The following is a 23,911-nucleotide window of genomic DNA, read 5'->3' as shown; positions in this document are numbered from 1 at the left end:
GGCCATGCGATGCCCGCCCCGAAGCGCTCGGAAGCCGCGATCACGCGGAGCGAAGGCGGCGACGCCGAAAACACATCCGGTCCCCGTAACGCGAAAGCAGGGGGCCACATTCCGGTTCCGGGCTAGCCGCCCGCGCTCCGCGACCTCCCCAACCGCTTCTCCGGAAGCGGCGATGACGCACGCCTGCTTCTCCCTCCCCTTCATGGGGAGGAGGAAGAGTCGGCGGAGCCGATCCGACGACGATGTCGGCGCGAAGCGACGACAGGGTGGGGTGCGTCTGCAATTCCCCACCCGGTCGCTACGCGACCACCCTCCCCATGAAGGGGAGGGAGAGCATCCAGCCTTCTCCCTTGCCGCCAGACACATTACAGACCCCCCATGACCGCCCCCTCCCCCTCGCTTGATCAACGCAAGGCCGAGACCCGCGCCTGGTTCGAGACACTGCGCGATCGCGTCCACGCCGCCTTCGAGGCGCTGGAGGACGCGGCGCCCGCCGACCTGTTTCCCGGCGAACCCGGCCGCTTCGTGCGCACGCCCTGGGACCGGCCCGAGGGCGGCGGCGGCGTCATGGGCATGATGCACGGCCGGCTGTTCGAAAAGGTCGGGGTCCATGTCTCGACCGTGCACGGGACCTTCCCGGCCGACTATGCGAAGTCGGTGCCCGGCGCCGCGGAGGATCCGCGCTTCTTCGCCACCGGCGTCAGCCTGATCGCCCATCCCGTCAGCCCGCGCGTGCCGGCGGTGCATATGAACACCCGCTTCATCGCCACGACCCGCAGCTGGTTCGGCGGAGGGGGCGATCTGACCCCGGTCCTGAACGTCGACCGCCGCCCGGACGCGCCCGACACCCTCGCCTTCCACGCGGCGATGAAGGCCGCCTGCGACGCCCACGATCCGGCCAGAGACGGTTCATGGCACGCCCGCTTCAAGGCGTGGTGCGACGAATATTTCTGGCTGCCCCACCGCAACGAGCCCCGCGGCACCGGCGGGATCTTCTACGACCACCACGACAGCGGCGACTACCACAGGGATTTCGCCTTCACCCGTGACGTCGGGACCCGGTTCCTCGAGGCCTATTCCGGCATCGTCGCCGGCCGGATGGCCGAGCCCTGGACCGCCGGGGAGCGCGACGAACAGCTGGTCCGGCGCGGCCGCTATGTCGAGTTCAACCTGCTCTACGACCGCGGCACCATGTTCGGGCTCAAGACCGGCGGCAACGTCGAGTCGATCCTCAGTTCGATGCCGCCTGTGGTGAAATGGCCCTGACGATCAGGCCGCCTCGCGGCGCGCCTCGCCATCGAGCGCGGAGGCGATGGCCTCGAACAGGCTGACCAGGGTCACCGGCTTGGTCAGGTGGCCGTCCGCTCCCGCCACGCGGCCGGACGCCACATGTTCGGCCATGGCGTTGGCGGTCAGCATCACGATCGGCGTCCGCCCCAGGCCCTGCTCCGCCTCCATGGCGCGGATTTCCCGCGTCGCCGTCAGCCCGTCCATGACCGGCATCTGCATGTCCATCAGGACCAGATCGAACCCGCCGCCCGCAAGGGCCTCGACCGCCTGCTGCCCGTTTTCGACCGACACCAGTTCCATGGCGGTGGCCGCCAGCATGATCTCGACGACCTTGCGGTTGGCCGGGTGATCGTCCGCCAGCAGAATGCGCAGGGGCGCCGTTGTGATGTCCGTCACCGTCAACGGCTCCGCCTCGCTCGCACCCCTGACGGCGCGCGGCATCGGAATGTCGAACCAGAAGGTCGAACCCTCGCCCGGCGCGCTGTCGCAATCCAGCGCCCCGCCGCCCATCAGCTCGACCAGGGCGTTTGAGATGGTCAGGCCCAGGCCCGTGCCGCCGTACCGTCGTGTGATCGAGCCGTCCGCCTGCTGGAACCGGCGGAAGATGCGGCCCTTCTGGTCGGGCTCGAACCCGACGCCGGTGTCCGTGACACGGAAGGCCGCCCGGCCGCCGTCCATGGCCGCCACCGAAATCCGCACCGATCCCTTCGAGGTGAATTTCAGCGCATTGCTGACCAGGTTCGTCAGCACCTGCCTCAGCCGCACCGCGTCGCCTTCGACCAGACCCGCAAGGGCCGGATCGAACTCGACCTCGAGCGCGACGCCCTGATCCTCGGCCTTGACCCGCCACAGGGCGGCGACGTCATGGACCGACTGCTCGAGATCGAACGGGGCCCGCTCGAAGGTCAGCTGCCCGGACTCGATCTTGGCGCTGTCGAGGATGTCGGACAGCAGCCGCTCCAGGGTCGCGCCGGACGAGCGGATCAATTCGACCATTTCGTGCTCCTGCGGGTGCAGGTCGCGGCGCGCCAGGGAGTCCGCCATCGACACCACGCCGTTCAGGGGCGTCCGGATTTCGTGGCTCATATTGGCGAGGAATTCGCTCTTGGCCAGATTGGCTCCCTCCGCCCGGCGCTGGGCCAGCCGCAGCCGCTCGGCCTGCCGGGATTGCCACGCCAGGGTCGCGGCCGCGAACAGCAGGAAGATCACGGCGATGCCGATGATGGCCCGCTGCAGGCCGGTGTTGGACCGCGCCGTCTCCAGCTGCCGCCGGCGCTCGGCCAGCTGCTGCTGCATGTCGCCGGTCACCTGATGGATGCCTGCGCTGTAGCTGCGGGCCGCCGCGGTCTCGCTGGCGACCATATGCGCCCTGAGGAGGTGGAAGGCCTGCTCGGGACGGCCTTCGGCGAACAGCACCTCGGCCTCCGCGTGATCGACCTCCGGCTGGACGCCCGTCTCGCGTTCGAGGCGGCGCAGCGCGTTCACGTCGCGACGGGCGCCGGCGACCTGCCCGGTGCGGGCCCGGGCGATGGCGCGCAGCGGCAGGGCCTCGGCGGACAGGAACGCCGCCTCGCCGAGACTTTCCCCATAGGGCGCCAGACAGGCCAGGACCGCGCGCGGTTCGCCGCGGGCGTGGGCGACCGTCGCGCACAGGCTGGCGTCATAGACGGACAGGGTCGTCAGCCCCGCCCGCCGGGCCAGCCGGTGGTGGGCCGCGAAATAACGGGCGGCGCGGTGTCCGTCGCCCACCCTCGCCGCCATCATGGCCAGGTTGTAGAGGCTGTCGAAGTCGGGGCGGGGGTAGGCCGGGTTGGAATAGTCGATCTCGAATTTCCGGAAGGCGGCGGCCGCGCCCGTGACGTCGTTCAGCTCTTTCAGGCCCATGCCCGTGACCTCCCAGATCCCGGCCTGGGCGGTAGCGGCGAAGGCGTCCTTTTCCGGAATGTCGGCCTGGGCTTCGCCCAGCAGTTCCAGCCCTTCGCCGATCCGGCCTTCGTCGATCAGGGCGAGGGCGTTGAGGCGGGCCGCATGGGCCCGGACGAACCAGTCGCGTCCCTCGCGCGCCATCCTTTGCATCTCGACGACGACGCCGGCATCTCCCCTGTCATAACGGATCGCCAGGACGTTCAGGGCGGCGATGTCGACGTACCGGTCGTCCCCCCGTCGCCGCGCCGCCGCGGCCAGTCTACCGTTCCACAGGGTCGCCTTTTCGAAGTCGCCCTGGTTCAGGATGGTCCAGGTGACGTGATAGAGCCGGTTCAGGCCTTCCCGGTCGGTCCGGCGCATCGCCGCCACGCCAAAGCGGTCGAGGGCGGCGAAATCGGTCGATCCGGCCCGGGCCTCGACGAACCGCGCCAGTCGCAGGGCGTCGTCCGGAGCCTCCCGGGTCGTGGCCGCGGCGGCTTGGGCCATGACGGCCGGCGCGCCGCCGAGAACGACAGCGGCGGCCAGAAGCGCGACGGCGACACGAACAGGGAACATTGGAGGTCCGACAGTGTCACCCTTCCTCGCACGGCATGTGTTGAGCAAGCTTTAGCGAACGACGGTCCTTCCCCGACCGGGCGCGCCGGCGGACGATTCGCCGCGCCGGCCGCGGGCCAACCCGCTGTGGGAGACTCGCCGCACGCGATCCGCTAGACGCCCGCCATGGCCGACCCGGAACCCGTAGTCCTGATCAACGTCTATCGCTGCGATCCCTCGAAATTGGATCTGCTGATGGATCTGCTGGCCGTCATGGTCCGGGCCCAGCGCCAGGCCGACGGCTTTCTGTCGGCCACCCTCCACCGGGGCCTGAACGGCAAGGTCGCGGCGGTGCACGCCGTCTGGCGGACGCGCGAGGACTGGAAGGCCATGACCCGCCTGCCGGCGGTCAATGCCGCCATGGAGCCGATCATGGCCATCGCGACGTTCGAACCCCACCTCTACGAGGCGGGCGAAGTCTTCGTCTAACCGGCCTGGGTGAACCAGACCTCGGCCTTGGCGCCCGCCTCGCCAAGGGTTTCCGCGACCCAGCCGCAGATTTCCCGCGCCGCCGCCTCGGCTCCCGCGGGAGGATTCAGGATCACCACCGCACAGCCGTTCATCCGCATCGGGTCGGTCAGCGGGCGCAGGCGCGCCTCGGCCACCAGCACGCGCTGGGCGCCCGCCTGGTCCAGACGGCGCAGGAAGCCGTCGAAGGTTTCCAGATCCTTCAGCGGCGTCCAGATCGCCACCGTGGCGCGGGCGTCGGCGCGGACGATGGCGGCGCCGGTGTCGGCCGCGCGAAGATAGTCGTCGGGCTTCTCGAACGGCGGATCGATGAGAACCAACGGGCCCGTCGCCTCGGCCGCCCAGGCCCGCGCCTGGTCATAGCCGTCTCCGCCCTCGGCCGCGGCCTCCGGATACGGCGCCAGCGCCTCGGTCAGCAGGTCCAGCACCGGCGGGTTCAGCTCGAAGCCGACATAGCGGTCGTCATCCCGCAGCGTCTGCGCCACCAGCAGGGGCGAGCCGGGATAGAGGGCCGCCCCGCCGCGCGGGTTCAGCCGGGTCACGGCGGCGGCCAGCGCCTCGATCAGGGGCGGCCGCCTCTCCGCCGCCATCAGCCGCGCGACCCCGGCCTCGGCCTCCTTCGACCGCGTCCCGTCTCCGGCCAGATCGTAGACACCGGCGCCGGCATGGGTGTCGATAACCGTCAGGGGGCCGTCGGCCCCGCGCCGTTCGAGCAACCACAGAAGCAGGGCGTGCTTGACCAGGTCGGCGAAATTTCCGGCGTGAAAGCTGTGGCGATAGTTCATGGGGCTTCCGTCGTCCGCCGGGCCGCCGCGGTCAAGAGCGGACGGGAACCCTCCGCCTCCGCCCGTCGTTCGGCGACGCGAACCGGAGTGCAAAGTGATCGATCCTCCCGCCCCGTCCGACCGCCGGCACGCCCGCCCCGGGGCGGCTGGAGCGTGACCGCCGCCGATCCCGCGACCGAGATTCCGCGCGGCCTGACCTGGAGCAGCGATGAACAACCCGGCATCCGGCGCACCGCCTCGGGCAAGGGGTTCAGCTATCGTGACGCCAGCGGCGCGGTGATCCGCGACGAGCCGACGCTCGCGCGACTTCGCGCGCTGGCCATTCCCCCGGCCTGGACCGACGTCTGGATCTGCCCCCGCGCCTCGGGCCACATCCAGGCCACCGGTCGCGACGCGAAGGGCCGCAAACAGTACCGCTATCATGACGGCTGGAGCAGTCATGCGTCGGAGACCAAGTTCGAGCGCCTGCCGGCCTTCGCCAGGAAGCTGCCGCGGTTGCGTCAACGGGTCGAGGCCGATCTCAACCGGCGCGGCGTATCGCGGGACAAGGTGCTGGCCACCGCCGTCCGGCTTCTCGAGATCACCCTGATCCGGGTGGGCAACGCCCAGTACGCAAGGCAGAATCGCTCCTACGGCCTGACCACGCTGAACAAGCGGCATCTCGACGTCGACGGAACCGCCCTGACCTTCACTTTCAAGGGCAAGAGCGGCGTGGAGCATGAGGTGAGGGTGAAGGACCGTCGCCTTGCCACCGTGGTGCGCTCCCTGCGCGAGCTGCCGGGCCAGCAGCTGTTCAAATACCGGGGCGCCGACGGCCAGCTGTGCGCCCTCACCTCGGACGATGTGAACGCCTATATCCGCGAGGCCATGGGCGACCAGTTCTCGGCCAAGGACTTCCGCACCTGGGCCGGCACGGTCTCGGCCGCCCGGGCCCTGCGCGAGATGGAGCCGCCCGCCTCTGCGACCGAGGCGAAGCGCCAGATCACCGTCTGCGTCAAGGCGGTGGCCGGTCTGCTGGGCAATACGCCGACGGTGTGCCGGTCATCGTATGTGCATCCGAAGGTGTTCGAGCTGTTCGAAAGCGGCCACCTGGCGGGCGTCCTGCCCGGGCCGGATACGGCGGCGTTCGAGAAGGCCCTCATCAGGACATTGACGTGACGACGTTTTAACTAGGATTCCGGGAAAACGACGGTTTACGAAACCCTCTTTGTCGGAGGGATCCAATCAATGTCGGTTTCGAATAATTTTCTGCGCCTCGGCGTCCTCGCCGTCCTGGTCGGCGTGAGCCTTGGCATCTGGATGGGCGCGAACGAGAATTTCACGCTGCGCCCCGTCCATGCCCACATCAATCTGATCGGCTGGGCGTCGATGATGCTGTTCGGCCTCGTCTACCGCGTCATCCCCGAAGCCGCCAAAGGCTGGATGCCCGTGGCTCATCTCGTTCTGGCGGCCGTGGGCTTCCTGATCATGATGCCAAGCCTGTCGCTCATGCTGATGGGCAACACGGCTCTGGTCCCCTTCCTGGTCGTCTCCGAGGTGATGGTGTTCGTCAGCCTGCTGCTGTTCGCGGTCATCGTCTTCCGGGCCACGGGCGGCAAGTCGGCGACGATGACTGCCTAGGCGGTCATCCAGTAGCCTCGGCTGCGGACGCTGACCGGCGCCCGCGTCATCTCGACCCGCGACAGGATCGCCGCCTTGAAGGCGTCCGCCTCGTCGTCGCCGACCAGCAGCCGCAGCGACCGGATGATCCGCGTGATCCGCAGATGGTTGTGGTCGTTCGGCATCAGCCAGTCGTGGGTGGCGCGATAGAAGGCGTCCATCCGGTCCGTCGCGGCGGCGAGAGCGATCTGGGCCATGCCCGAGTCCCGGATGGCCTCGACCTCCGCGTCCGTCAGGACCGGGGCGTCGGGCACGGCGCGAGACGGCTCGCGCAAGGGGAACAGCCACTGGATGTAGTCGTGGGACTGCTCCAGTGCGCTGTTGTCCATGGCCAGGATGTCGAACAGGGTGCGTCCCCGCGCATCGGGACCTTCGCCTTCGAGAAAGGCGGTTATGGCGCCGGGCGCGGACATGGGTTCGCCCTAGGCCGCCTTGTCCCAGTTGAGCACGACCTTGCCGGACTGGCCGGACCGCATGGCCTCGAAGCCCTCCTCGAAGCGCTCGTAGCCCATCTGGTGGGTGATCAGCGGGGTCAGGTCGAGGCCGGCCTTGAGCAGGCCCAGCATCTTGCGCCAGGTGGTAAACATCTCGCGGCCGTAGACGCCCTTGATGGTCAGGGCCTTGAGGATGATCGCGCCCCAGTCGGTTTCCATCGGCTTCGACGGGATGCCCAGCATGGCCATGCCGCCGCCCATGATCAGGGTGTCGACGCACTGTTTGAAGGCAATCGGCGAGCCCGACATCTCAAGCGCCACGTCGAAGCCGACCTTGAGGCCGAGCTCGTGCATGACGTCCTTCAGATCCTCCCGCGTCGTGTTCACGGTGCGCACGCCCGGCGCGACCTTCTGGGCCAGCTCGAGGCGGAAGTCGTTGATGTCGGTCAGGACCACGGTGCGGGCGCCCGCGTGGCGGGCGACGGCCGCAGCCATCATGCCGATGGGTCCGGCGCCGGTGACCAGCACATCCTCGCCAAGCAGGTCGAACTGCTGCGCCGTGTGCACCGCGTTGCCGAACGGGTCGAGGATCGCGCCGATCTCCCACGGCACCTCGTCGGGCAGTTCAATCACGTTGAAGGCCGGGGCGACGACGAATTCGGCGAAGGCGCCCTGGCGGTTGACACCGATGCCGCGGGTGTCGGGATCGAGGTGGAAATGGCCGGCGCGGGCCGCTTCCGAGTTCAGGTCGATGACGTGGCCCTCGGCCGAAACCCGCTGCCCGACCTTGAGGCGGCGATCGACGTCCTTGCCGATGGCGACGATCTCGCCCGAGAATTCGTGACCGGTGATCATAGGCACCGGGACGTTCTTCTGGCTCCACTCGTCCCAGTTCCAGATGTGGATGTCGGTGCCGCAGACGGCGGTGCGCTTGACGCGGATCAGCACGTCCTCCGGCCCGGCCACGGGGACCGGCGCGTCGATCAGTTCGAGGCCGACTTCGGGCCGGGTCTTGGCCAGAGCCTTCATGGTGTCGGTCATCAGATAACTCCCAATTCGCGTCCGGCCGTCGTGAACGCCGCGACCGTTTGATCAATCTGTTCGAAGGTGTGGGCCGCCGACATCTGGGTGCGGATGCGGGCCTGGCCGCGCGGCACCACCGGGAAGCTGAAGCCGATGACGTAAACGCCCAGCTCGAGCGCCCGGGCGGCGAAGTCCTGGGCCAGTTTCGCGTCGCCCAGCATGACCGGGATGATCGGATGCTCGCCCGGCAGCAGGGTGAAGCCGGCCTCCGTCATGGCGGCGCGATAGCGGACGGCGTTGGCGAACAGCTGTTTGCGCAGGCCGTCGCCCTCGTCGCCGCCGGCGATGCGGATGGCCTCGAGGCTGGAGCCGCAGACGGCCGGGGCCAGGGCGTTGGAGAAGAGGTAGGGCCGGGCCCGCTGCTTCAGCAGGGCCACGACCTCGGACGTCGCACAGATGAAGCCGCCCATGGCCCCGCCCAGCGCCTTGCCGAAGGTGCCGGTCAGGAAGTCGATCTCGACCCCGTGATGGGCGTATGAGCCGCGGCCCTGGGGGCCGAGGAAGCCGGTCGCATGGCAGTCGTCGACCATGATCAGGGCGTCGTATTTGTCGGCCAGCGCCCGGATGTCCTTCAGCTTGGCGATATAGCCGTCCATCGAGAAGGCGCCGTCGGTGGCGATGACGATCTCGCGCGCGCCATCGGCCCGGGCCTGTTTCAGCTGGGTCTCCAGGTCGTCCATGTCCGAGTTGGCGAAGCGATACCGCTTGGCCTTGCACAGCCGGACGCCGTCGATGATCGAGGCATGGTTCAGACTGTCGGAGACGATGGCGTCCTCGGCCCCGAACAGGGGCTCGAAGATGCCGCCGTTGGCGTCGAAGGCGGCGGCGAACAGGATCGTGTCCTCAAAGCCCAGATAGTCGGCGATCGATCGCTCGAGTTCCTTGTGGATCTCCAGGGTGCCGCAGATGAAGCGCACCGAAGCGGTGCCGGCCCCCCATTTCTGCTGCGCCGCGATCCCGGCCTGGGTCACCCGTTCGTCGCCGGCGAGGCCGAGATAGTTGTTGGCGCAGAAATTCAGCACGTCGCGGCCGCCGACCCTGATCACCGGGCCCTGACGGGAGGCGATGACCCGCTCCGGCTTGGTCAGCCCCTGGGCGTCGATGTCGGCGAGTTCCGCGCGGACGCGGTCATGGAAGGTTGCTGTCATGGGCGCTCCGCTAGGCCATTTTTCGTGCGGTTTGAACCCCCGCCGGACGCGCGCCTCAACCTCCGGGGACCGGGGCCGGCTCGGCCGCAGCCCGGAACGGGCTGACCTGGATGCGGCCGCCGCATGGCGTGAAGGTCTGGGCCAGGGTCGTGGGCGAGGTGTCGCCCGGGGCGAGGGCGCGGATGCGCGCGGCGGTCGGACAGGCCGTCTCGCCCTGTCCCTCGTTCGGGACGACGGTCCAGGCGAGGTCGAAGAAGGCCTTGGCCTGCGGCTGGACTGTAACCGGCGCCGGCGCCTGTCCGGAGCGCAGGTAGCTGCCCGGGTTCTGTTCGGATCGGACGGTTGTCAGGCTGCGCCCGCGCGCATCCTGCAGCGTCACGGTCGGATAGCCGGTCAGGCTGCAGACCTGGGCGCTGACGTTCTGCACGCCGACGATCGTGACCCGATGGCCCATGCCGGCGTCGCCGCTGTCGGCCGAAAGCTTCAACTGAGGTCCCTTGCACGGCGTGGCTGCGGGCGGCAGCGGTCCTCCCGGCAAGGCGTCGGGCGTCGGGACCGGGCCGGGCGCGATCGGAGCCGACGCGGGCCGGCTGCACCGCTCCAGCACCGCGACGCCGACGTCCTGATTGGGGCCGAGGCGGCTGAGGCTGGCGCTTTCCTGACCCGCCGCCGTCACGGTCTGCCATTCCATGCCCGAGCCGGTGAAGCGCGCGCCCGAGGGGGCCTGAACGGCACGCAGGACGTAGGTTCGGCTCCTGTAGGTCAGCTGGGCGGTCGCGGCGTCGGGATAGGCGACGGTGACCGACTGACCGCTTTCACAGGCGTAGCTGACCGCCGGGGCCATGGGTCCCGCCGGCGCCGGGCTCGGCTCGACCGGCGCCGTCGGCGGCGCTTCGGCCTCCCGGGTGCAGCCCGCGGCGGCGGTCAGGGCCAGGGTCGAGACGATCGTGCAGACAGTGCGAGGGCGCATGGAAGCTCCACGGTTGGGTCTGAAGTTCAACGTCAGCCAAGGCCAAAGGCTCCGCTTGCGCAAGCGCCGGGACCGACCCGTCAGGCTGTCAGCAGCCGGGGCAGTTTGAAGGCGACGGTTTCCCGTTCGCCGGCGTCCTCAACGACTTCGGCGTCGAACCGGGCGCACACCGCCTCGATGAGCTCCTCGATCAGACGCTCCGGGGCCGAAGCTCCGGCGGTGATGCCGAGGGTCGAGACGCCTTCCAGCCAGGACCAGTCAACCTGCGCCGCGTCATCGACCAGACGGGCGTCGCGGGCTCCCGCGCGCAAGGCCACTTCGACCAGGCGCACCGAGTTGGACGAGTTGGCGGACCCGATCACCAGCACCAGATCGCAGCCCGCGCCCAGCCGCTTGACCGCCTCCTGGCGGTTGGTTGTGGCGTAGCAGATGTCTTCCTTGTGCGGGTCCGGCAGTTCGGGGAAACGGCGCTTCAGCACCGACAGGATTTCGCTGGTGTCGTCGACCGACAGGGTCGTCTGGGTGGCGTAGGCCAGGGGCGCGTCGCCCGGACGCTGGAAGGCCTCGGCATCGGCGGTCGTCTCGACCAGACTGATGGCGTCGGCCGGAAGTTGTCCCATGGTGCCGACGACCTCGGGGTGGCCCGCGTGGCCGATCAGGATGATGTGCCGCCCGGCCGCGTGATGGCGCTCGGCCTCGACATGGACCTTGGAGACCAGGGGGCAGGTCGCGTCGAGATACAGCATCTCGCGGGCCCGCGCCGTGGCGGGCACCGACTTGGGCACGCCGTGGGCCGAGAACACCACCGGACGGTCGTCGGGACAGTCGTCCAGTTCCTTGACGAAGACGGCGCCCATGGCCTTGAGCCGCTCGACCACGTGGCGATTGTGCACGATCTCGTGCCGCACATAGACGGGGGCGCCATATTTCCCGATCGCCCGCTCGACGATCTGGATGGCCCGGTCGACGCCCGCACAGAAGCCGCGCGGCGTGGCCAGGCGCACGGTCAGGGCGCGCTTGCCGGTCGGGTGGATGGGGGCGTGAACGGTCATCGCCGGAACCTAGTCGTTCGAACCCCTTCCCGCCACCGTGGTTTCCGCGCGCGCGGGTTTGCCGCGCCTCGGTTTAGCCGCTATCAGCGGCGAGCGTGCCGCCGGCGTCGGGCTGTCGCCGCACCTCCTCGTTTCCGGAACACTTTCATGCGTCGCGTCCTCAAGGTTTCCCTGGCCTCGGCCCTCGCCGCCGCCGCGATCGCGGTCGTGACCGTCCCGACGGTCGCCAGCGCCCAGTACGGCTCCGGGCAGCAGCAGCAGGATCGCACCGGCCGCCAGCGTCCCGGCCAGGAACCGCAGGCCGGCGAGCAGGCCGACCCCAACACCCCGCGCCGCCCCCGCATCGCGCCCCTGCGCCGCAGCGCCGCCGCCGGCCCCTGCCCCTATGTTAAGGTGCTGTACGACGCCGCCCGCTATGTCGAACTGACCGGCGACCGGGTTGCGGCCGCCAACGTCGGCTTCACCGGCGAGATCGAGGGTCTGGTGTCGGACTGCGGCTACCAGGACGACCAGCCCATCACCGTGCAGACCCGCATCCTGTTCAACCTCGGTCGCGGGCCCCAGGCCCAGGGCGACGCCCGCACCTATCGCTACTGGATCGCGGTGACCGAACGGAACCGGGCGATCCTGGCCAAGGAATATTTCGACCTGCCCGTGAATTTCGACGGCGAACAAACGGCGACGGTCACCCAGGACCAGACCATCGTCATCCCGCGCGCCAGCGCCACCACCAGCGGCGACCATTTCGAAATCCTGGTCGGCTTCGACGTCACGCCGCAGATGGCCGAGTTCAACCGCTCGGGCAGCCGGTTCCGCGTCAATGCGGGCACGCCGGCCGCCACGCCTCCCCCGGCCCAGTAAATGACCGACCTCAGAACTGTCCTGGGCGAAGCGGTCGGGGCCGCCTTCGCCGCCGAAGGCGTGGACCCCTCGCTGGGACGCGTCACGACCTCGGATCGCCCCGACCTGGCGGATTTCCAGTCGAACGGGGCGCTGGCCGCCGCCAGGGCGCTGAAAGCCAATCCGCGCGAGCTTGCGGCCCGGGTCGCCGAGCGGCTGGCGGGTGATCCGCGCCTGTCCTCGGTCGAGGTGGCGGGACCAGGCTTCATCAATCTCAAACTGGCGGACTCCGCCCTGTCGGCCCGGGCCGCCGAAGTGGCCGCCGACGCCGGACATTCGGGCGCTTCAACGGTCGCCACGGCGCGCAAGGTCATCATCGACTTCGGCGGCCCGAACGTGGCCAAGCCGATGCACGTCGGCCATTTGCGCTCGTCGATCATCGGCGAGAGCCTGAAACGCATCTTCCGCTTCCGCGGCGACACGGTCTGGGGCGACGCCCATTTCGGCGACTGGGGCTTCCAGATGGGCCTGCTGATCGTCGCCGTCGGCGACGAGGGCAAGGCCGACGGCTTCCTCGCCGAGGGTGACGGTCCCTTCCCGGCGCAGAGCCCGGTCTCGCTGGAAGACCTCGAACGCCTCTATCCGGCCGCCGCGGCCATGGCCAAAGAAGACGCCGGCTTCCGCGACCGCGCCCGCAAGGCGACGGCGGAGCTGCAGGGCGGTCGCCCGGGCTACCGGGCGCTGTGGGCCCATTTCGTCGCCGTCAGCCGCACGGCGCTGGAGCGTGAGTTCGGCGCCCTGGGCGTGACCTTCGACCTGTGGAACGGCGAGAGCGACGCCGATCCCGTGATGGCCGAGATGATCGCCCACCTCGAGAAGACCGGCCTGCTGGTCGAGGACGACGGCGCCCGGGTGGTGCACGTGGCCAGGCCCGGAGAAACCCGCAAACGCAAGCTGGCCGACGGCTCCGTTATCGAGGCGCCCAGCCCGCCGCCGCTGCTGGTCATCTCGTCAGAGGGTTCGGCCATGTACGGCACGACCGACCTCGCCACGATCCTCGACCGACGCAAGGCCATCGACCCCGACCTGATTCTCTACGTCGTCGACGAGCGCCAGTCGGAGCATTTCGAACAGGTGTTCCGCGCGGCGTATCTCGCGGGTTACGCCGCCGAGGGTTCGCTGGACCACCTCGGCTTCGGCACCATGAACGGGCAGGACGGCAAGCCGTTCAAGACCCGCGCGGGCGGGGTGCTGAAGCTGCACGACCTGATCACCATGGCGGTGGAGAAGGCGCGCGACCGACTGCACGAGGCGCATCTGGGCGAAGATCTGACCGAGGCCGAGTTCGAGGCCACCGCCCACAAGGTGGCGGTCGCGGCGCTGAAATTCGCCGACCTGTCGAACAGCCGGACCACCAGCTACGTCTTCGACCTCGACCGCTTCATGAGCTTCGAGGGCAAGACCGGACCGTATCTTCTGTATCAGGCGGTGCGGATCAAATCCCTGCTGCGCAAGGCCGCCGAACAGGGCGCGACGCCCGGGCCCATCGTCATCGCCGAACCGGCCGAACGCGACCTGGCCCTGACGCTGGACGCCTTCTCGCAGGCGGTCGCCGAAGCCTATGAGAAGCGCATGCCCCACGTCGTGGCCGAGCATGCCTACCGGCTGGCGCAGTCGTTCTCCAAATTCTACGCCGCCTGCCCGGTGCTGATCGCGCCGGATGAGGCGACCCGAGGTTCGCGACTGGCGCTGTCGAAGGCCGCTCTGGACCAGCTGGAGACGGCCTTGCGCCTGTTGGGCATCGAGACGCCGGAGCGGATGTAGGCTAGACTGGCGGCTCGTTTCCGGAGCCGCCCATGTCGCTCGACGCCTATATCGCCGGCCTGCCGAAGGCGGAGCTTCATCTCCATATCGAAGGCAGCCTCGAGCCCGAGCTGATGTTCGAGCTGGCGCAGCGGAACGGCGTGACCATTCCGTTCGACAGCGTAGAGGCTGTGCGCGCCGCCTACGCCTTTTCCAACCTGCAGGACTTCCTCGACATCTACTACGCCGGGGCGAACGTGCTGCTGACGCGGCGCGACTTCGAGGATCTGGCGTTCGCCTATTTCGGGCGCGCGGCGGCGGACAACGTGCGGCACGCCGAGATTTTCTTCGACCCCCAGACCCATACCGACCGGGGCGTGCCCTTCGGGGTCGTCGTCGAGGGGTTGATCGCCGGCATGGACCGGGCCCGCGCCGAACTGGGCGTGACCTCGGGCCTGATTCTCAGTTTCCTGCGGCACCTGTCGGAGGAGGAAGCCTTCGCCACGCTCGAGGCGGCGAAGCCGTATCTGCGTCACTTCGTCGGGGTGGGGCTGGATTCATCAGAGGTGGGACACCCGCCCTCGAAATTCGAACGCGTCTTCGCCGCCGCCCGCGCGCTGGGCCTCAAGCTCTGCGCCCACGCCGGCGAGGAAGGTCCGCCGGCCTATGTCCGGGAGGCGCTGGACCTGCTGCACATCGACCGGATGGACCACGGCAACCGCTCGATGGAAGATTCGCGTCTGGTCGAGCGGCTGGCCGACGAACGGATGACGCTGACGGTCTGCCCGCTGTCGAACCTCAAGCTCTGCGTGGTGAAGGACCTCAGGGACCACCCCGTACCCGAAATGCTGCGGCGTGGTCTGCACGTCACCCTGAACTCCGACGATCCGGCCTATTTCGGAGGTTATGTGAACGAGAACTATCGCCAGCTGGCGCGGGCCGTGGGGCTGACGCGGGAGCAGGTCACCCTGCTGGCGCGCAACAGCTTCGAGGGCTCGTTCCTGGACGAGGCCGGAAAGGCCGCGCGGATCGCCGAAGTCGAGGCATACGCCGCCCGTCCCGCTTGACACCGACCCGGAGTCGGGGCCTAGGTCGCGGCGCTCTCGCGGGAGAGATCGGAGCCCTTTCGGGGGCTCCGGAGCCGAAGGCGCAACCGCCCCGGAAACGCTCAGGCAAACGGACCGCGAGGACGTACGGACGCTGGAAAGTCGCTCTCCGGAGCGCGCCGACGGAGCAAGGCTGGTCAGGGTTCTGGCGGCCGGAATCTCTCAGGCTTCAGGACAGCGGGGGCGCGAGGACGGCGGAGCTTTCCGCCCCAAGACGCGACCGTGGAGCCTGAACATGACCGACCAACCCCTGAAGACCACGCCCCTCAACGCCGCGCACCGCGCGCTCGGCGCCCGCATGGTGGGCTTCGGCGGCTATGACATGCCGGTGCAGTACGAGGGCGTGCTGGCCGAGCACCGCTGGACCCGGGAGCACGCCGGCCTGTTCGACGTCTCGCACATGGGCCAGTGCAGGATCACCGGCGAGGACGCGATCGCCCAGTTCGAACGGTTCGTGCCCGGGGACTATGCGGTCCTCAAGGCGGGCCGGCAGAAATACAGCCTGCTGCTGAACGCCGAGGGCGGCGTCATGGACGACCTGATGGCCGGCAAGCCAGATCATGACGGCCTCTATGTCGTGGTCAACGCCGGCAACAAGGACGCCGACTTCACCTTCCTGAAAGCCAATCTGCAGGGCGACGCGACGCTGAAAATCCTCGACGATCGCGCCCTGCTGGCCGTCCAGGGGCCCGAGGCCGCCGAGGTCATGGCCGCGCATGAGCCGCTGCTGGCCGAGATGGGCTTCATGGACTGCGCCCGGCTGATGCTGTTCGGCTGCGACTGCTTCGTTTCGCGGTCGGGCTATACCGGCGAGGACGGCTACGAGATTTCCGTTCCGGCGGATCAGGCCGAGCGCGTCTGGAACACGATCCTGAAGGACGCCCGGGTCAAGCCGATCGGCCTGGGCGCCCGCGACAGCCTGCGCCTCGAGGCCGGCCTGCCGCTGCACGGCCACGACATCGACGCCTCGACCAGCCCGGTCGAGGGCGCCCTGACCTTCGCCCTGTCGAAGTCGCGCAAGGAGCGTGCGGACTTCAACGGCGCCGACCGCATCCTGAAGGAACTGGCCGACGGCCCGTCGCGGATCCGTGTCGGCCTGAGCGTCAAGGAAGGCGCCCCGGCCCGCGAAGGCGCCGAGATCGCCGACATGGACGGCAAGGTCATCGGCACGGTCACTTCGGGCGGCCCCTCGCCGACGCTGGGCCGCAACATCGCCATGGGCTATGTCCCGCCGCAGTTCGCCGAACTGGGCACGGACCTGAAGGTCCTGGTGCGCGGCAAGCCCGCCGCGGCCGAGGTCGTCGCCATGCCCTTCGTCGCCCAACGCTACTATCGCAAACCGAAAGCCTGAGGATCGGATCGATGCATTTCTCCAAGGATCACGAGTGGGTTCGCTTCGACGGCGACATCGCCACCGTCGGAATCTCCAAGCACGCCGCTGACGCCCTGGGCGACGTGGTGTTCGTCGAGACGCCGGAGGCCGGCAAGTCGGTCTCGAAGGGCGACAGCTTCGCCGTCGTCGAGAGCGTCAAGGCGGCTTCGGACGTCTACGCCCCCGTCTCGGGCGAAGTGATCGAAGGCAACGCCGCCCTCGCCTCCGCCCCGGAAACGGTCAACGCCGATCCCGAAGGCGAAGGCTGGTTCGCGAAGATCAAGGTGTCGGACACCTCGACCGACGGCCTGATGGACCGCGCCGCCTACGACGCCTTCCTGGCCACCCTCTAAGCCCTTTCACGCACGGATCTCCCCGCCATGCGCTACCTCCCGCTGACGCCCGACGACCGCTCCGCCATGCTGGCGGCCATCGGCGCGAAATCCATCGACGACCTGTTCGTGGACGTGCCTGAAGCGGCGCGTCGCGACGGCTTCGTCGACCTGCCGCGCGTGGCGGGCGAGCTGGAGGTCGAGCGGGCGCTGGGAGCCATGGCGGCCAAGAACGCCTCGGCCGGCTCCGTGCCCTTCTTCTGCGGGGCGGGGGCCTACAAGCACCACGTCCCGGCGACGGTGGACCATGTGATCCAGCGGTCGGAGTTCCTGACCAGCTACACGCCCTACCAGCCGGAAATCGCCCAGGGCACGCTGCAGTATCTCTACGAATTCCAGACCCAGGTCGCGAACCTGACCGGCATGCCGGTGGCCAACGCCAGCCTCTATGACGGCTCGACCGCCATGGCCGAGGGCGTGCTGATGGCCACCCGCGTGACCCGCCGCAACAAGGCGGTGATCTCGGGCGGGGTGCATCCGCACTATGTCCGGGCGACCGAGACGGTGGTGCACGCCGTCGGGGTCGAAACCCAGGTTCTGCCCGCCGCCGTCGACGCCGAGGCGGAGGTGATCGCCCAGATCGGGCCGGACACCGCCTGCGTCGTGGTCCAGACCCCGAACGTGTTCGGCACGGCGACGGACGTCACCAAGATCGCCGAGGCGGCCCACGCCGCCGGGGCTCTGCTGATCGTGGTGGTCACCGAGGCCGTGTCCATGGGCCTGCTCAAGTCGCCGGGCGAAATGGGGGCCGACATCGTCGCCGCCGAGGGCCAGTCGATCGGCAACGCCCTGAATTTCGGCGGACCCTACGTCGGCCTGTTCGCCTGCCGGGAAAAGCTGGTCCGCCAGATGCCGGGGCGCCTGACCGGCGAGACGGTCGACGCCGACGGCAAGCGCGGCTTCGTCCTGACCCTGTCGACCCGCGAGCAGCACATCCGCCGCGACAAGGCGACGTCGAACATCTGCACCAACTCGGGCCTGTGCACCCTGGCCTTCACCATCCACATGAGCCTGCTGGGCGAGACGGGGCTGCGAAAGATGGCCCTGCTGAACCACGAGAAGGCGCTGGCCACGCGCGACGCTCTCGCCGCCATCCCGGGCGTCGAAATCCTGACCCCGCGCTTCTTCAACGAGTTCGCCGTGCGGCTGCCCGGAAACGCGGCGGAGATCGTCAACACCCTGGCCGGCCACCATATCCTGGCGGGGGTGCCCTACAGCCGTCTGGCGCCGGACGCCGGCATGGATGACGTCCTGCTGGTCGCCGCGACCGAAATGACGATGGATATCGACATCCAGATTCTCGCCAAATCCCTGTCCAAAGTCCTGGCCGCCTGAGGATCATGACCATGAGCACCATGAACTCCGTCGGCCGCCCGACCACTCCGAACCGCGTCGAGAGCAAGCCCGCCACCCTGACCGGCGGCCGCGGCCTGCTGCAGGACGAGCACCTGATCTTCGAGAGCGACGGCTGGGGCAAGACCGGCGTCGACCTGCCGGAACCCAAGACCGACGGCTCCGACCTCGGCGACCTGGTCCGCAGGGACCCGATCGGCCTGCCAGGTCTCTCCGAGCCCGAGACGATGCGCCACTATGTGCGCCTGTCGCAGAAGAACCACGCCATCGACCTGGCCATCTATCCGCTGGGCTCGTGCACGATGAAGCACAACCCGCGCCTCAACGAGAAAATGGCCCGCCTGCCCCACGCCAGCTGGAGTTCTCGGCCGAGGACNCGAACTGGTGTCCCTCGCGTCGGAGCTCTATGACTACAAGCACCCGACCCTGACCGGCGGGCGCGGCCTGCTGCAGAACGAGCACCTGATTTTCGAGAGCGACGGCTGGGGCAAGACCGGCGTGGATCTGCCGGAACCGAAGACGGACGGGTCCGATCTCGGCGATCTTGTCCGCAAGGATCCGATCGGCCTGCCGGGCCTCTCGGAGCCCGAGACGATGCGCCACTATGTGCGCCTGTCGCAGAAGAACCACGCCATCGACCTGGCCATCTATCCGCTGGGCTCGTGCACGATGAAGCACAACCCGCGCCTCAACGAGAARATGGCCCGCCTGCCGGGCTTCTCSGACATCCACCCGCTGCAGCCGACCTCGACGGTGCAGGGCGCGCTGGAGCTGATGGACACGCTGGCGCACTGGCTGAAGACCCTGACCGGCATGCCGGCCGTGGCCCTGTCGCCCAAGGCGGGCGCCCATGGCGAACTGTGCGGCCTGATGGCCATCCGTGCGGCCCACGAGGCCTCGGGCCAGCATGAGCGGCGCCGCAAGGTGCTGGTGCCGACCTCGGCCCACGGCACCAATCCGGCCACCGCCGCCTTCGTCGGCTATACGGTCGTGGAAGTGGCCCAGACCGAGGACGGCCGCGTCGACGTGGCCGACCTGGCCGCCAAGCTGGGCGACGACGTCGCCGCCATCATGGTGACCAATCCCAACACCTGCGGCCTGTTCGAGCGCGACATCCTCGAGATCAGCCGGCTGACCCATGAAGCGGGAGCTTATTTCTACTGCGACGGGGCCAATTTCAACGCCATCGTCGGGCGGGTGCGGCCGGGCGATCTGGGGGTCGACGCCATGCACATCAACCTGCACAAGACCTTCTCGACGCCGCACGGCGGCGGCGGGCCGGGCGCGGGTCCGGTGGTGCTGTCCGAGGCGCTGGCGCCGTTCGCCCCGGCCCCGTGGGTGGTGCATGACGCCGACGGCTATCGCCTGATCGAGCGCGAGGAGGATGAGGCGGCCCAGGCCTTCGGCCGGCTGTGCGCCTTCCAGGGCCAGATGGGCATGTATACCCGCGCCCTCAGCTACATGATGAGCCACGGGTCCGACGGCCTGCGTCAGGTCGCCGAGGACGCGGTGCTGAACGCCAACTATATCAAGGCCCGGCTGTCGGACCTGATGAGCGCCGCCTTCCCGGAGGGGCCGTGCATGCACGAGGCCCTGTTCGACGACGAATGGCTGAAGGGCACGGACGTGACCACGCTCGACTTCGCCAAGGCGATGATCGACGAGGGCTTCCACCCGATGACCATGTATTTCCCGCTGGTCGTTCACGGGGCCATGCTGATCGAGCCGACCGAGACCGAGTCGAAGCAGGAGCTGGATCGCTTCATCGAGGCGATGCGGGCGCTGGCGACGGCGGCCAAGGCCGGCGACGTCGACCGCTTCAAGGGCGCGCCCTTCCATGCGCCGATGAAGCGCCTGGACGAGACCCGAGCGGCCCGCTCGCCGGTGCTGCGCTGGACGGCGCCGGAAGGCTCGAACATCGCCGCCGAGTAGGTTCCGCTTCGCAACTGCGAAGCACGGCAAAGTGAACGCCGCCTGTCCCAGCAGGCGTATGCTCTCCCTTGCGTAGTCTGAGCCACAACAAGCGTTTGGGAGGCGCTAACGGTCATGATGTCACGCGTACAGAAGGGTGTGGTCGCCGGTCTCGCGGCCACGGTCGCGGTTTCGGTGCTTGAGATCGCGAATTTGATGCTGGGGCCCTGGGCCGCCAGCTTCCCGAGACTTCTTTCAGTCATGCTCCAGATGCCGGACACGATCGCGGTCGGGTGGGCGGCGCATTTGCTCGTCGGGACGCTCGTGCTCGGGCCGGCCTTCGGCGTGCTGTGCCCGCGGCTGCCGACGGACACGCCGGAATCCAAGGGCATCGTCTTCGCCATCGGGGCCTTCATCCTGATGGGGCTGACGATCGCGCCGCTGGTGGGGCTCGTCGGAGGCCGGCCGGTGGGCCTGTTCTTCATGGGCGCAGGCTTCGGCACCTTCGCCTGGATGATCGCCACGCACGCCGTCTACGGGATCGTACTGGGCAACGTCTATGGACGGCTGGTCGAGCGCGACAAGCGGGTCGGCTCGATGCCGGGCGCCGCGCCGGCGCACTGAAAACGACAACGCCCCGCCGGAGACCGGCGGGGCGTTTTTCTTGCGGCGCTGATCGAGCCTAGTTGAGGCGCGAGCCGATCTGGGCGATGGCGGCGTCGAGCAGCGGGTCGGACGTCTGGCCGGCCAGACGGGCGGCCAGGATCTGTTCGGCGGCGCGGGCGGCCAGGTCGGCGGCGGCGGCCTTCACTTCAGCGGAGGCCTGGGCCTCGGCCTGGGCGATGCGGCGTTCAGCCAGGTCCTGACGGCGCTTCAGGGTCTCTTCCAGCTTGACCTTGGCCTCGGCCTCCATGACGCGGGCGTCGGCTTCGGCGGATCTCAGCATTTCAGCGGCCTGGGCCTCGGCCTCGGCCTTTTCGGCGCGAATCTGGGCCAGCAGGGCCTCGGCCTCGGCGCGGAGGCGGGCGGCCTCGTCGAGCTCGGACTGGATCCGGGCGGCCTTGGCGTCGAGCTGGCCGGCGACCAGTTTGGGCACGCCGACGAAGACGCACAGGCCGATGAACAGGAACAGGCCGGCGGCGACCCAGAGCTCCGGGTTGGCGAGGTCGTAGAGATGCGGGTTGAAGAATTCCATCAGGCGGCGCCCTTCACAGCGGCAGCGGCTTCAGCGGCGGTCGGCGCCTTGCCGGTCAGGCGTTCGACGATGGCCGCGGCCGTGTCGGAAGCGATCGAGGAGACATTGGTCATGGCGGCGTCGCGGGTCCTGCCGATGGCGGTCTCGGCCTCGGCGATGCGGGCGTTGACGACGGCCTCTTCCTCGGCAGCGCGGGCGGCAGCCTGTTCGGTGACGCGGGCCTTGGCGGCGGCGGCCATGGAGCGGGACGAGGCGCGGGCGGCCTCGACCTCGGCCTTGGCCTGCTCAGCCTGGCCGGCGGCCTCGGCCTGGACCTGACGGGCGGCCGAGACGGCGTCGGAGATGGTGGCGGCGCGCTGGTCGATGACGCCGCGCAGACGCGGCACGAAGACCTTGGCCATCAGCCAGTAGAGCAGGGCGAACAGGATGATCAGATAGACGATCTGACCGAACCAGTGCTGGAACTCGAACTGCGGCAGGCCGCCTCCGCCTTCGCCGTGAGCGGCTTCGGTCGAGGCGTGCGTGTCCGCGACGTCCACCGAAGGCGGCGCGTCGTGAGTCACTGCGGGTTGAGCGGATACGGTCATCTGTCGCCTGAAGTTGGAGCGGTCGATACGTCAGTCAGAAACGAGGCGGCGGCCCGGCCGGAACCGGGCCGCCCCTCGATCAGAAGGACGAAATCAGCTCGCCGACGTCCAGAGCAGGATGCCGATGACGAACGACAGGATGCCCAGGGCTTCGGCCAGGGCCGCGCCGACGAACAGGTTGCCGATTTGCGAGCCGGCGGCCGACGGGTTGCGCAGGGCGCCCGAGAGGAAGTTGCCGAAGATGTTGCCGACGCCGATGCCGGCGCCGATCATGCCGGTCATGGCCAGGCCGGCGCCGATGGCGTTGCCGGCCGAGACGATGGCGGCGGCGTTGGCGGCGGCGATTTGCGGATCAACCATGGTGTTCAGTCCTGTGAGAGTTGGTTGGTTGGAGAAGAAGCGGGTGGGTTAGTGATGGTCGCCCAGATTGACCACGTCGTTCAGGTAGACGCAGGTCAGCACGGCGAAGACGAAGGCCTGGAGGAAGGCGACCAGGAACTCCAGCGCGGTCAGGGCGGTGACCAGGCTGAGAGAGAGGGCGGCGCCCGGCAGGCCGAGGTAGCCCCAGCCGCCCGCGGCGGCCATGGCGCCCAGCGACACGACGAAGCCGGCGAAGACCTTCAGGGCGACGTGGCCGCCCATCATGTTGCCGAACAGACGAAGGGTGAGGGTCAGGGGGCGCAGCAGGAAGGAGAAGAATTCGATCAGGCCGACGATCGGACGCATGACCAGCGGTGCGCCGGTGGGCCAGAACAGGGCGAGGAATTTCAGGCCGTTCTTCCGGATGCCGATGATCACGACCAGCAGGAAGGTGATGACGCCGAAGGTGGCGGTGACCGCCAGCTGCGAGGTGGCCGTGAAGCTGAGGAACAGGCCCAGCAGGTTCATCGCCAGGATGAAGGTGAAGACGGTGAAGACGAACGGGAAATATTTCTTGCCGTCGTGGCCGATGATCGACTCGGCGATGCCGTCGATCATGCCGAACAGGGTCTCGCCCACGGCCTGACCGCGGCCCGGAACGACCTTGGCGCCCGAGGTGACCAGCTGGAAGAAGATCACCACCACGAGGAAGGCGATGGTCATCGCCAGGTGCGAATTGGTGAAGGCCAGATGGACCGTGCCGACGAGCGGCAGAGTCACTTCGCCGAAGTCGAGACCCGGCAGAGGGGTAACCTGGAACTGGTGTAGCGGATCGGCCATCGGGCGATCAGACTCCCTGGTCTTCGTCGTCGTCGAAGGGAACCGAGTCCGGCTCCCCATGCTGTTTCGCTTCGGCCATCAGACGCTGCGCCGTGCGCCACGCCATCCACACCGAGACGGCGAAGCCCAGAAGGACGCCGCCGATGATTCCCCAGGGCGTCGTGCCGGCGAACCGGTCGATCCCGAAGCCGATCGCCAGACCGACGAAGACGCCGCCGAACAAATCGGCGAGAATCTTCCAGGCCTGTCCCGCCGCAGCCTGACCGGCGGCCTCGTGAGAGATCTGCCGGGCAGTGCGCGCCTCCAGATCGGATGCGCTGGTGTTAAGGCGTTCGATCGCCTCTTCGCGCGATTCCGTTGGCAGGGACATGATGGCCTCAGCGCCTCGATGCTGGCGCCGGAAGGCGGGCCTCGAAGGGGGTCTGAATTCGGCGCGGAACCTATAGGCGAGACCCCCGCAGGTCAAGGCGGCGCGGACGTGCTGTATGGCGTTGATTTTCCGCATGTTTGTTTCACCAATCCGGGGGCGTGGCGAAGGGTCGCTGGGGATGGGCCGAAATCCGGGCAGGAGTCTTCGCTTTCCGGCATCGCTGCCGGAAAGGGACGGGGAGGTCGCGGAGCGCGGGCGGCTAGCCCGGAACCGATATGTGGCCCCCTGCTTTCGCGTTACGGGGACCGGATGTGTTTTCGGCGTCGCCGCCTTCGCTCCGCGTGATCGCGGCTTCCGAGCGCTTCGGGGCGGG

24 protein-coding genes and 1 riboswitch are annotated in these 23,911 nt (G+C 68.8%); of the genes, 12 read left to right on the top strand and 12 right to left on the bottom strand.

The window, feature by feature from the left end:
• The first annotated feature begins 378 nt into the window (after positions 1 to 378).
• Complete coding sequence (hemF, locus tag ASD25_RS20575; protein ID WP_055829949.1) at positions 379 to 1,266, top strand: oxygen-dependent coproporphyrinogen oxidase; 888 nt, start codon at positions 379 to 381, stop codon at positions 1,264 to 1,266.
• A gap of 3 nt (positions 1,267 to 1,269) precedes the next feature.
• Here hemF and ASD25_RS20570 read toward each other — a convergent pair whose 3' ends face one another.
• Positions 1,270 to 3,771, bottom strand: a complete 2,502-nt coding sequence (locus ASD25_RS20570) for an ATP-binding protein (protein ID WP_055829946.1) — start codon at positions 3,769 to 3,771, stop codon at positions 1,270 to 1,272.
• Between the two features lie 165 nt (positions 3,772 to 3,936).
• Between ASD25_RS20570 and ASD25_RS20565 the strand changes: the two genes are divergently transcribed.
• Positions 3,937 to 4,239: an antibiotic biosynthesis monooxygenase gene (locus ASD25_RS20565; protein WP_055829944.1), complete on the top strand. Its 303-nt coding sequence runs from the start codon at positions 3,937 to 3,939 to the stop codon at positions 4,237 to 4,239.
• On the opposite strand, the gene rlmJ is transcribed toward ASD25_RS20565, so the two are convergent.
• Positions 4,236 to 5,063, bottom strand: a complete 828-nt coding sequence (gene rlmJ, locus ASD25_RS20560; RefSeq protein WP_055829943.1) for a 23S rRNA (adenine(2030)-N(6))-methyltransferase RlmJ — start codon at positions 5,061 to 5,063, stop codon at positions 4,236 to 4,238. The genes ASD25_RS20565 and rlmJ overlap by 4 nt on opposite strands.
• A 153-nt stretch (positions 5,064 to 5,216) precedes the next feature.
• On the opposite strand from rlmJ, the gene ASD25_RS20555 reads away from it, so the two are divergent.
• Both ASD25_RS20555 and ASD25_RS20550 read left to right on the top strand, forming a co-directional pair.
• Positions 5,217 to 6,221 carry a DNA topoisomerase IB gene (locus ASD25_RS20555; RefSeq protein WP_235561738.1) on the top strand — a complete coding sequence of 335 codons (1,005 nt, stop codon included), beginning with the start codon at positions 5,217 to 5,219 and terminating at the stop codon, positions 6,219 to 6,221.
• Positions 6,222 to 6,290: 69 nt separating this feature from the next.
• Positions 6,291 to 6,683 carry a hypothetical protein gene (locus ASD25_RS20550; RefSeq protein ID WP_055829940.1) on the top strand — a complete coding sequence of 131 codons (393 nt, stop codon included), beginning with the start codon at positions 6,291 to 6,293 and terminating at the stop codon, positions 6,681 to 6,683.
• On the opposite strand, the gene ASD25_RS20545 is transcribed toward ASD25_RS20550, so the two are convergent.
• From ASD25_RS20545 to ispH, 5 genes are all read right to left on the bottom strand, one after another.
• Positions 6,680 to 7,135: an opioid growth factor receptor-related protein gene (locus ASD25_RS20545; protein ID WP_055829938.1), complete on the bottom strand. Its 456-nt coding sequence runs from the start codon at positions 7,133 to 7,135 to the stop codon at positions 6,680 to 6,682. The two genes, ASD25_RS20550 and ASD25_RS20545, sit on opposite strands and share 4 nt — an antisense overlap.
• A gap of 9 nt (positions 7,136 to 7,144) precedes the next feature.
• On the bottom strand, positions 7,145 to 8,185 hold the full coding sequence (gene tdh / locus ASD25_RS20540; RefSeq protein WP_200943684.1) for an L-threonine 3-dehydrogenase: 1,041 nt from the start codon (positions 8,183 to 8,185) through the stop codon (positions 7,145 to 7,147).
• A gap of 11 nt (positions 8,186 to 8,196) precedes the next feature.
• Entirely contained in the window at positions 8,197 to 9,387 is a 1,191-nt protein-coding gene (locus ASD25_RS20535) for a glycine C-acetyltransferase (protein WP_055829934.1), read from the bottom strand.
• A gap of 55 nt (positions 9,388 to 9,442) precedes the next feature.
• On the bottom strand, positions 9,443 to 10,357 hold the full coding sequence (locus tag ASD25_RS20530; RefSeq protein WP_055829933.1) for a DUF4232 domain-containing protein: 915 nt from the start codon (positions 10,355 to 10,357) through the stop codon (positions 9,443 to 9,445).
• An 80-nt stretch (positions 10,358 to 10,437) separates the two neighbouring features.
• Positions 10,438 to 11,409: a 4-hydroxy-3-methylbut-2-enyl diphosphate reductase gene (gene ispH, locus ASD25_RS20525; RefSeq protein ID WP_055829930.1), complete on the bottom strand. Its 972-nt coding sequence runs from the start codon at positions 11,407 to 11,409 to the stop codon at positions 10,438 to 10,440.
• Positions 11,410 to 11,556: 147 nt separating this feature from the next.
• On the opposite strand from ispH, the gene ASD25_RS20520 reads away from it, so the two are divergent.
• From ASD25_RS20520 to ASD25_RS20480, 8 genes are all read left to right on the top strand, one after another.
• Positions 11,557 to 12,270, top strand: coding sequence for a hypothetical protein (locus tag ASD25_RS20520; protein WP_055829928.1), 714 nt, complete (start codon positions 11,557 to 11,559; stop codon positions 12,268 to 12,270).
• Positions 12,271 to 14,073: an arginine--tRNA ligase gene (gene argS, locus ASD25_RS20515; RefSeq protein ID WP_055829927.1), complete on the top strand. Its 1,803-nt coding sequence runs from the start codon at positions 12,271 to 12,273 to the stop codon at positions 14,071 to 14,073. It abuts the gene before it with no gap.
• A gap of 32 nt (positions 14,074 to 14,105) precedes the next feature.
• Positions 14,106 to 15,119: an adenosine deaminase gene (locus ASD25_RS20510; RefSeq protein ID WP_055829925.1), complete on the top strand. Its 1,014-nt coding sequence runs from the start codon at positions 14,106 to 14,108 to the stop codon at positions 15,117 to 15,119.
• Positions 15,120 to 15,148: 29 nt separating this feature from the next.
• A riboswitch (glycine riboswitch) is annotated at positions 15,149 to 15,246 on the top strand.
• A 147-nt stretch (positions 15,247 to 15,393) separates the two neighbouring features.
• A complete protein-coding gene (gene gcvT / locus ASD25_RS20505) occupies positions 15,394 to 16,509 on the top strand; it encodes a glycine cleavage system aminomethyltransferase GcvT (RefSeq protein ID WP_055829923.1) in 1,116 nt (371 codons plus the stop codon).
• Positions 16,510 to 16,520: 11 nt separating this feature from the next.
• Complete coding sequence (gene gcvH / locus ASD25_RS20500; RefSeq protein WP_055829922.1) at positions 16,521 to 16,883, top strand: glycine cleavage system protein GcvH; 363 nt, start codon at positions 16,521 to 16,523, stop codon at positions 16,881 to 16,883.
• Between the two features lie 27 nt (positions 16,884 to 16,910).
• Positions 16,911 to 18,257, top strand: coding sequence for an aminomethyl-transferring glycine dehydrogenase subunit GcvPA (gene gcvPA / locus ASD25_RS20495; protein ID WP_055829920.1), 1,347 nt, complete (start codon positions 16,911 to 16,913; stop codon positions 18,255 to 18,257).
• A 399-nt stretch (positions 18,258 to 18,656) separates the two neighbouring features.
• Positions 18,657 to 20,207, top strand: coding sequence for an aminomethyl-transferring glycine dehydrogenase subunit GcvPB (gene gcvPB / locus ASD25_RS20485; RefSeq protein WP_056620181.1), 1,551 nt, complete (start codon positions 18,657 to 18,659; stop codon positions 20,205 to 20,207).
• A 117-nt stretch (positions 20,208 to 20,324) separates the two neighbouring features.
• Positions 20,325 to 20,810: a DUF6789 family protein gene (locus tag ASD25_RS20480; protein WP_235562818.1), complete on the top strand. Its 486-nt coding sequence runs from the start codon at positions 20,325 to 20,327 to the stop codon at positions 20,808 to 20,810.
• Between the two features lie 58 nt (positions 20,811 to 20,868).
• On the opposite strand, the gene ASD25_RS20475 is transcribed toward ASD25_RS20480, so the two are convergent.
• The 5 genes from ASD25_RS20475 to ASD25_RS20455 form a co-directional block, all read right to left on the bottom strand.
• Complete coding sequence (locus tag ASD25_RS20475; protein ID WP_055829914.1) at positions 20,869 to 21,381, bottom strand: F0F1 ATP synthase subunit B; 513 nt, start codon at positions 21,379 to 21,381, stop codon at positions 20,869 to 20,871.
• Positions 21,381 to 21,968 (bottom strand): ATP synthase F0 subunit B', encoded by a 588-nt coding sequence (locus ASD25_RS20470; RefSeq protein ID WP_055829912.1) that lies wholly within the window; start codon positions 21,966 to 21,968, stop codon positions 21,381 to 21,383. Before ASD25_RS20470 ends, ASD25_RS20475 begins: the two co-directional genes overlap by 1 nt.
• A 93-nt stretch (positions 21,969 to 22,061) precedes the next feature.
• The gene (locus ASD25_RS20465) at positions 22,062 to 22,328 is read right to left on the bottom strand and encodes a F0F1 ATP synthase subunit C (protein ID WP_055829911.1); all 267 of its coding nucleotides are present in this window, start codon (positions 22,326 to 22,328) and stop codon (positions 22,062 to 22,064) included.
• A gap of 48 nt (positions 22,329 to 22,376) precedes the next feature.
• Positions 22,377 to 23,168, bottom strand: a complete 792-nt coding sequence (locus ASD25_RS20460) for a F0F1 ATP synthase subunit A (protein ID WP_055829909.1) — start codon at positions 23,166 to 23,168, stop codon at positions 22,377 to 22,379.
• A 7-nt stretch (positions 23,169 to 23,175) separates the two neighbouring features.
• The gene (locus ASD25_RS20455; RefSeq protein WP_055829951.1) at positions 23,176 to 23,538 is read right to left on the bottom strand and encodes an AtpZ/AtpI family protein; all 363 of its coding nucleotides are present in this window, start codon (positions 23,536 to 23,538) and stop codon (positions 23,176 to 23,178) included.
• Positions 23,539 to 23,911: the final 373 nt, after the last annotated feature.

Source organism: Brevundimonas sp. Root1423 (assembly GCF_001426805.1).
Note: the sequence above shows the minus strand (reverse complement) of the source record. Positions and strands in the feature narration are given on the sequence as shown.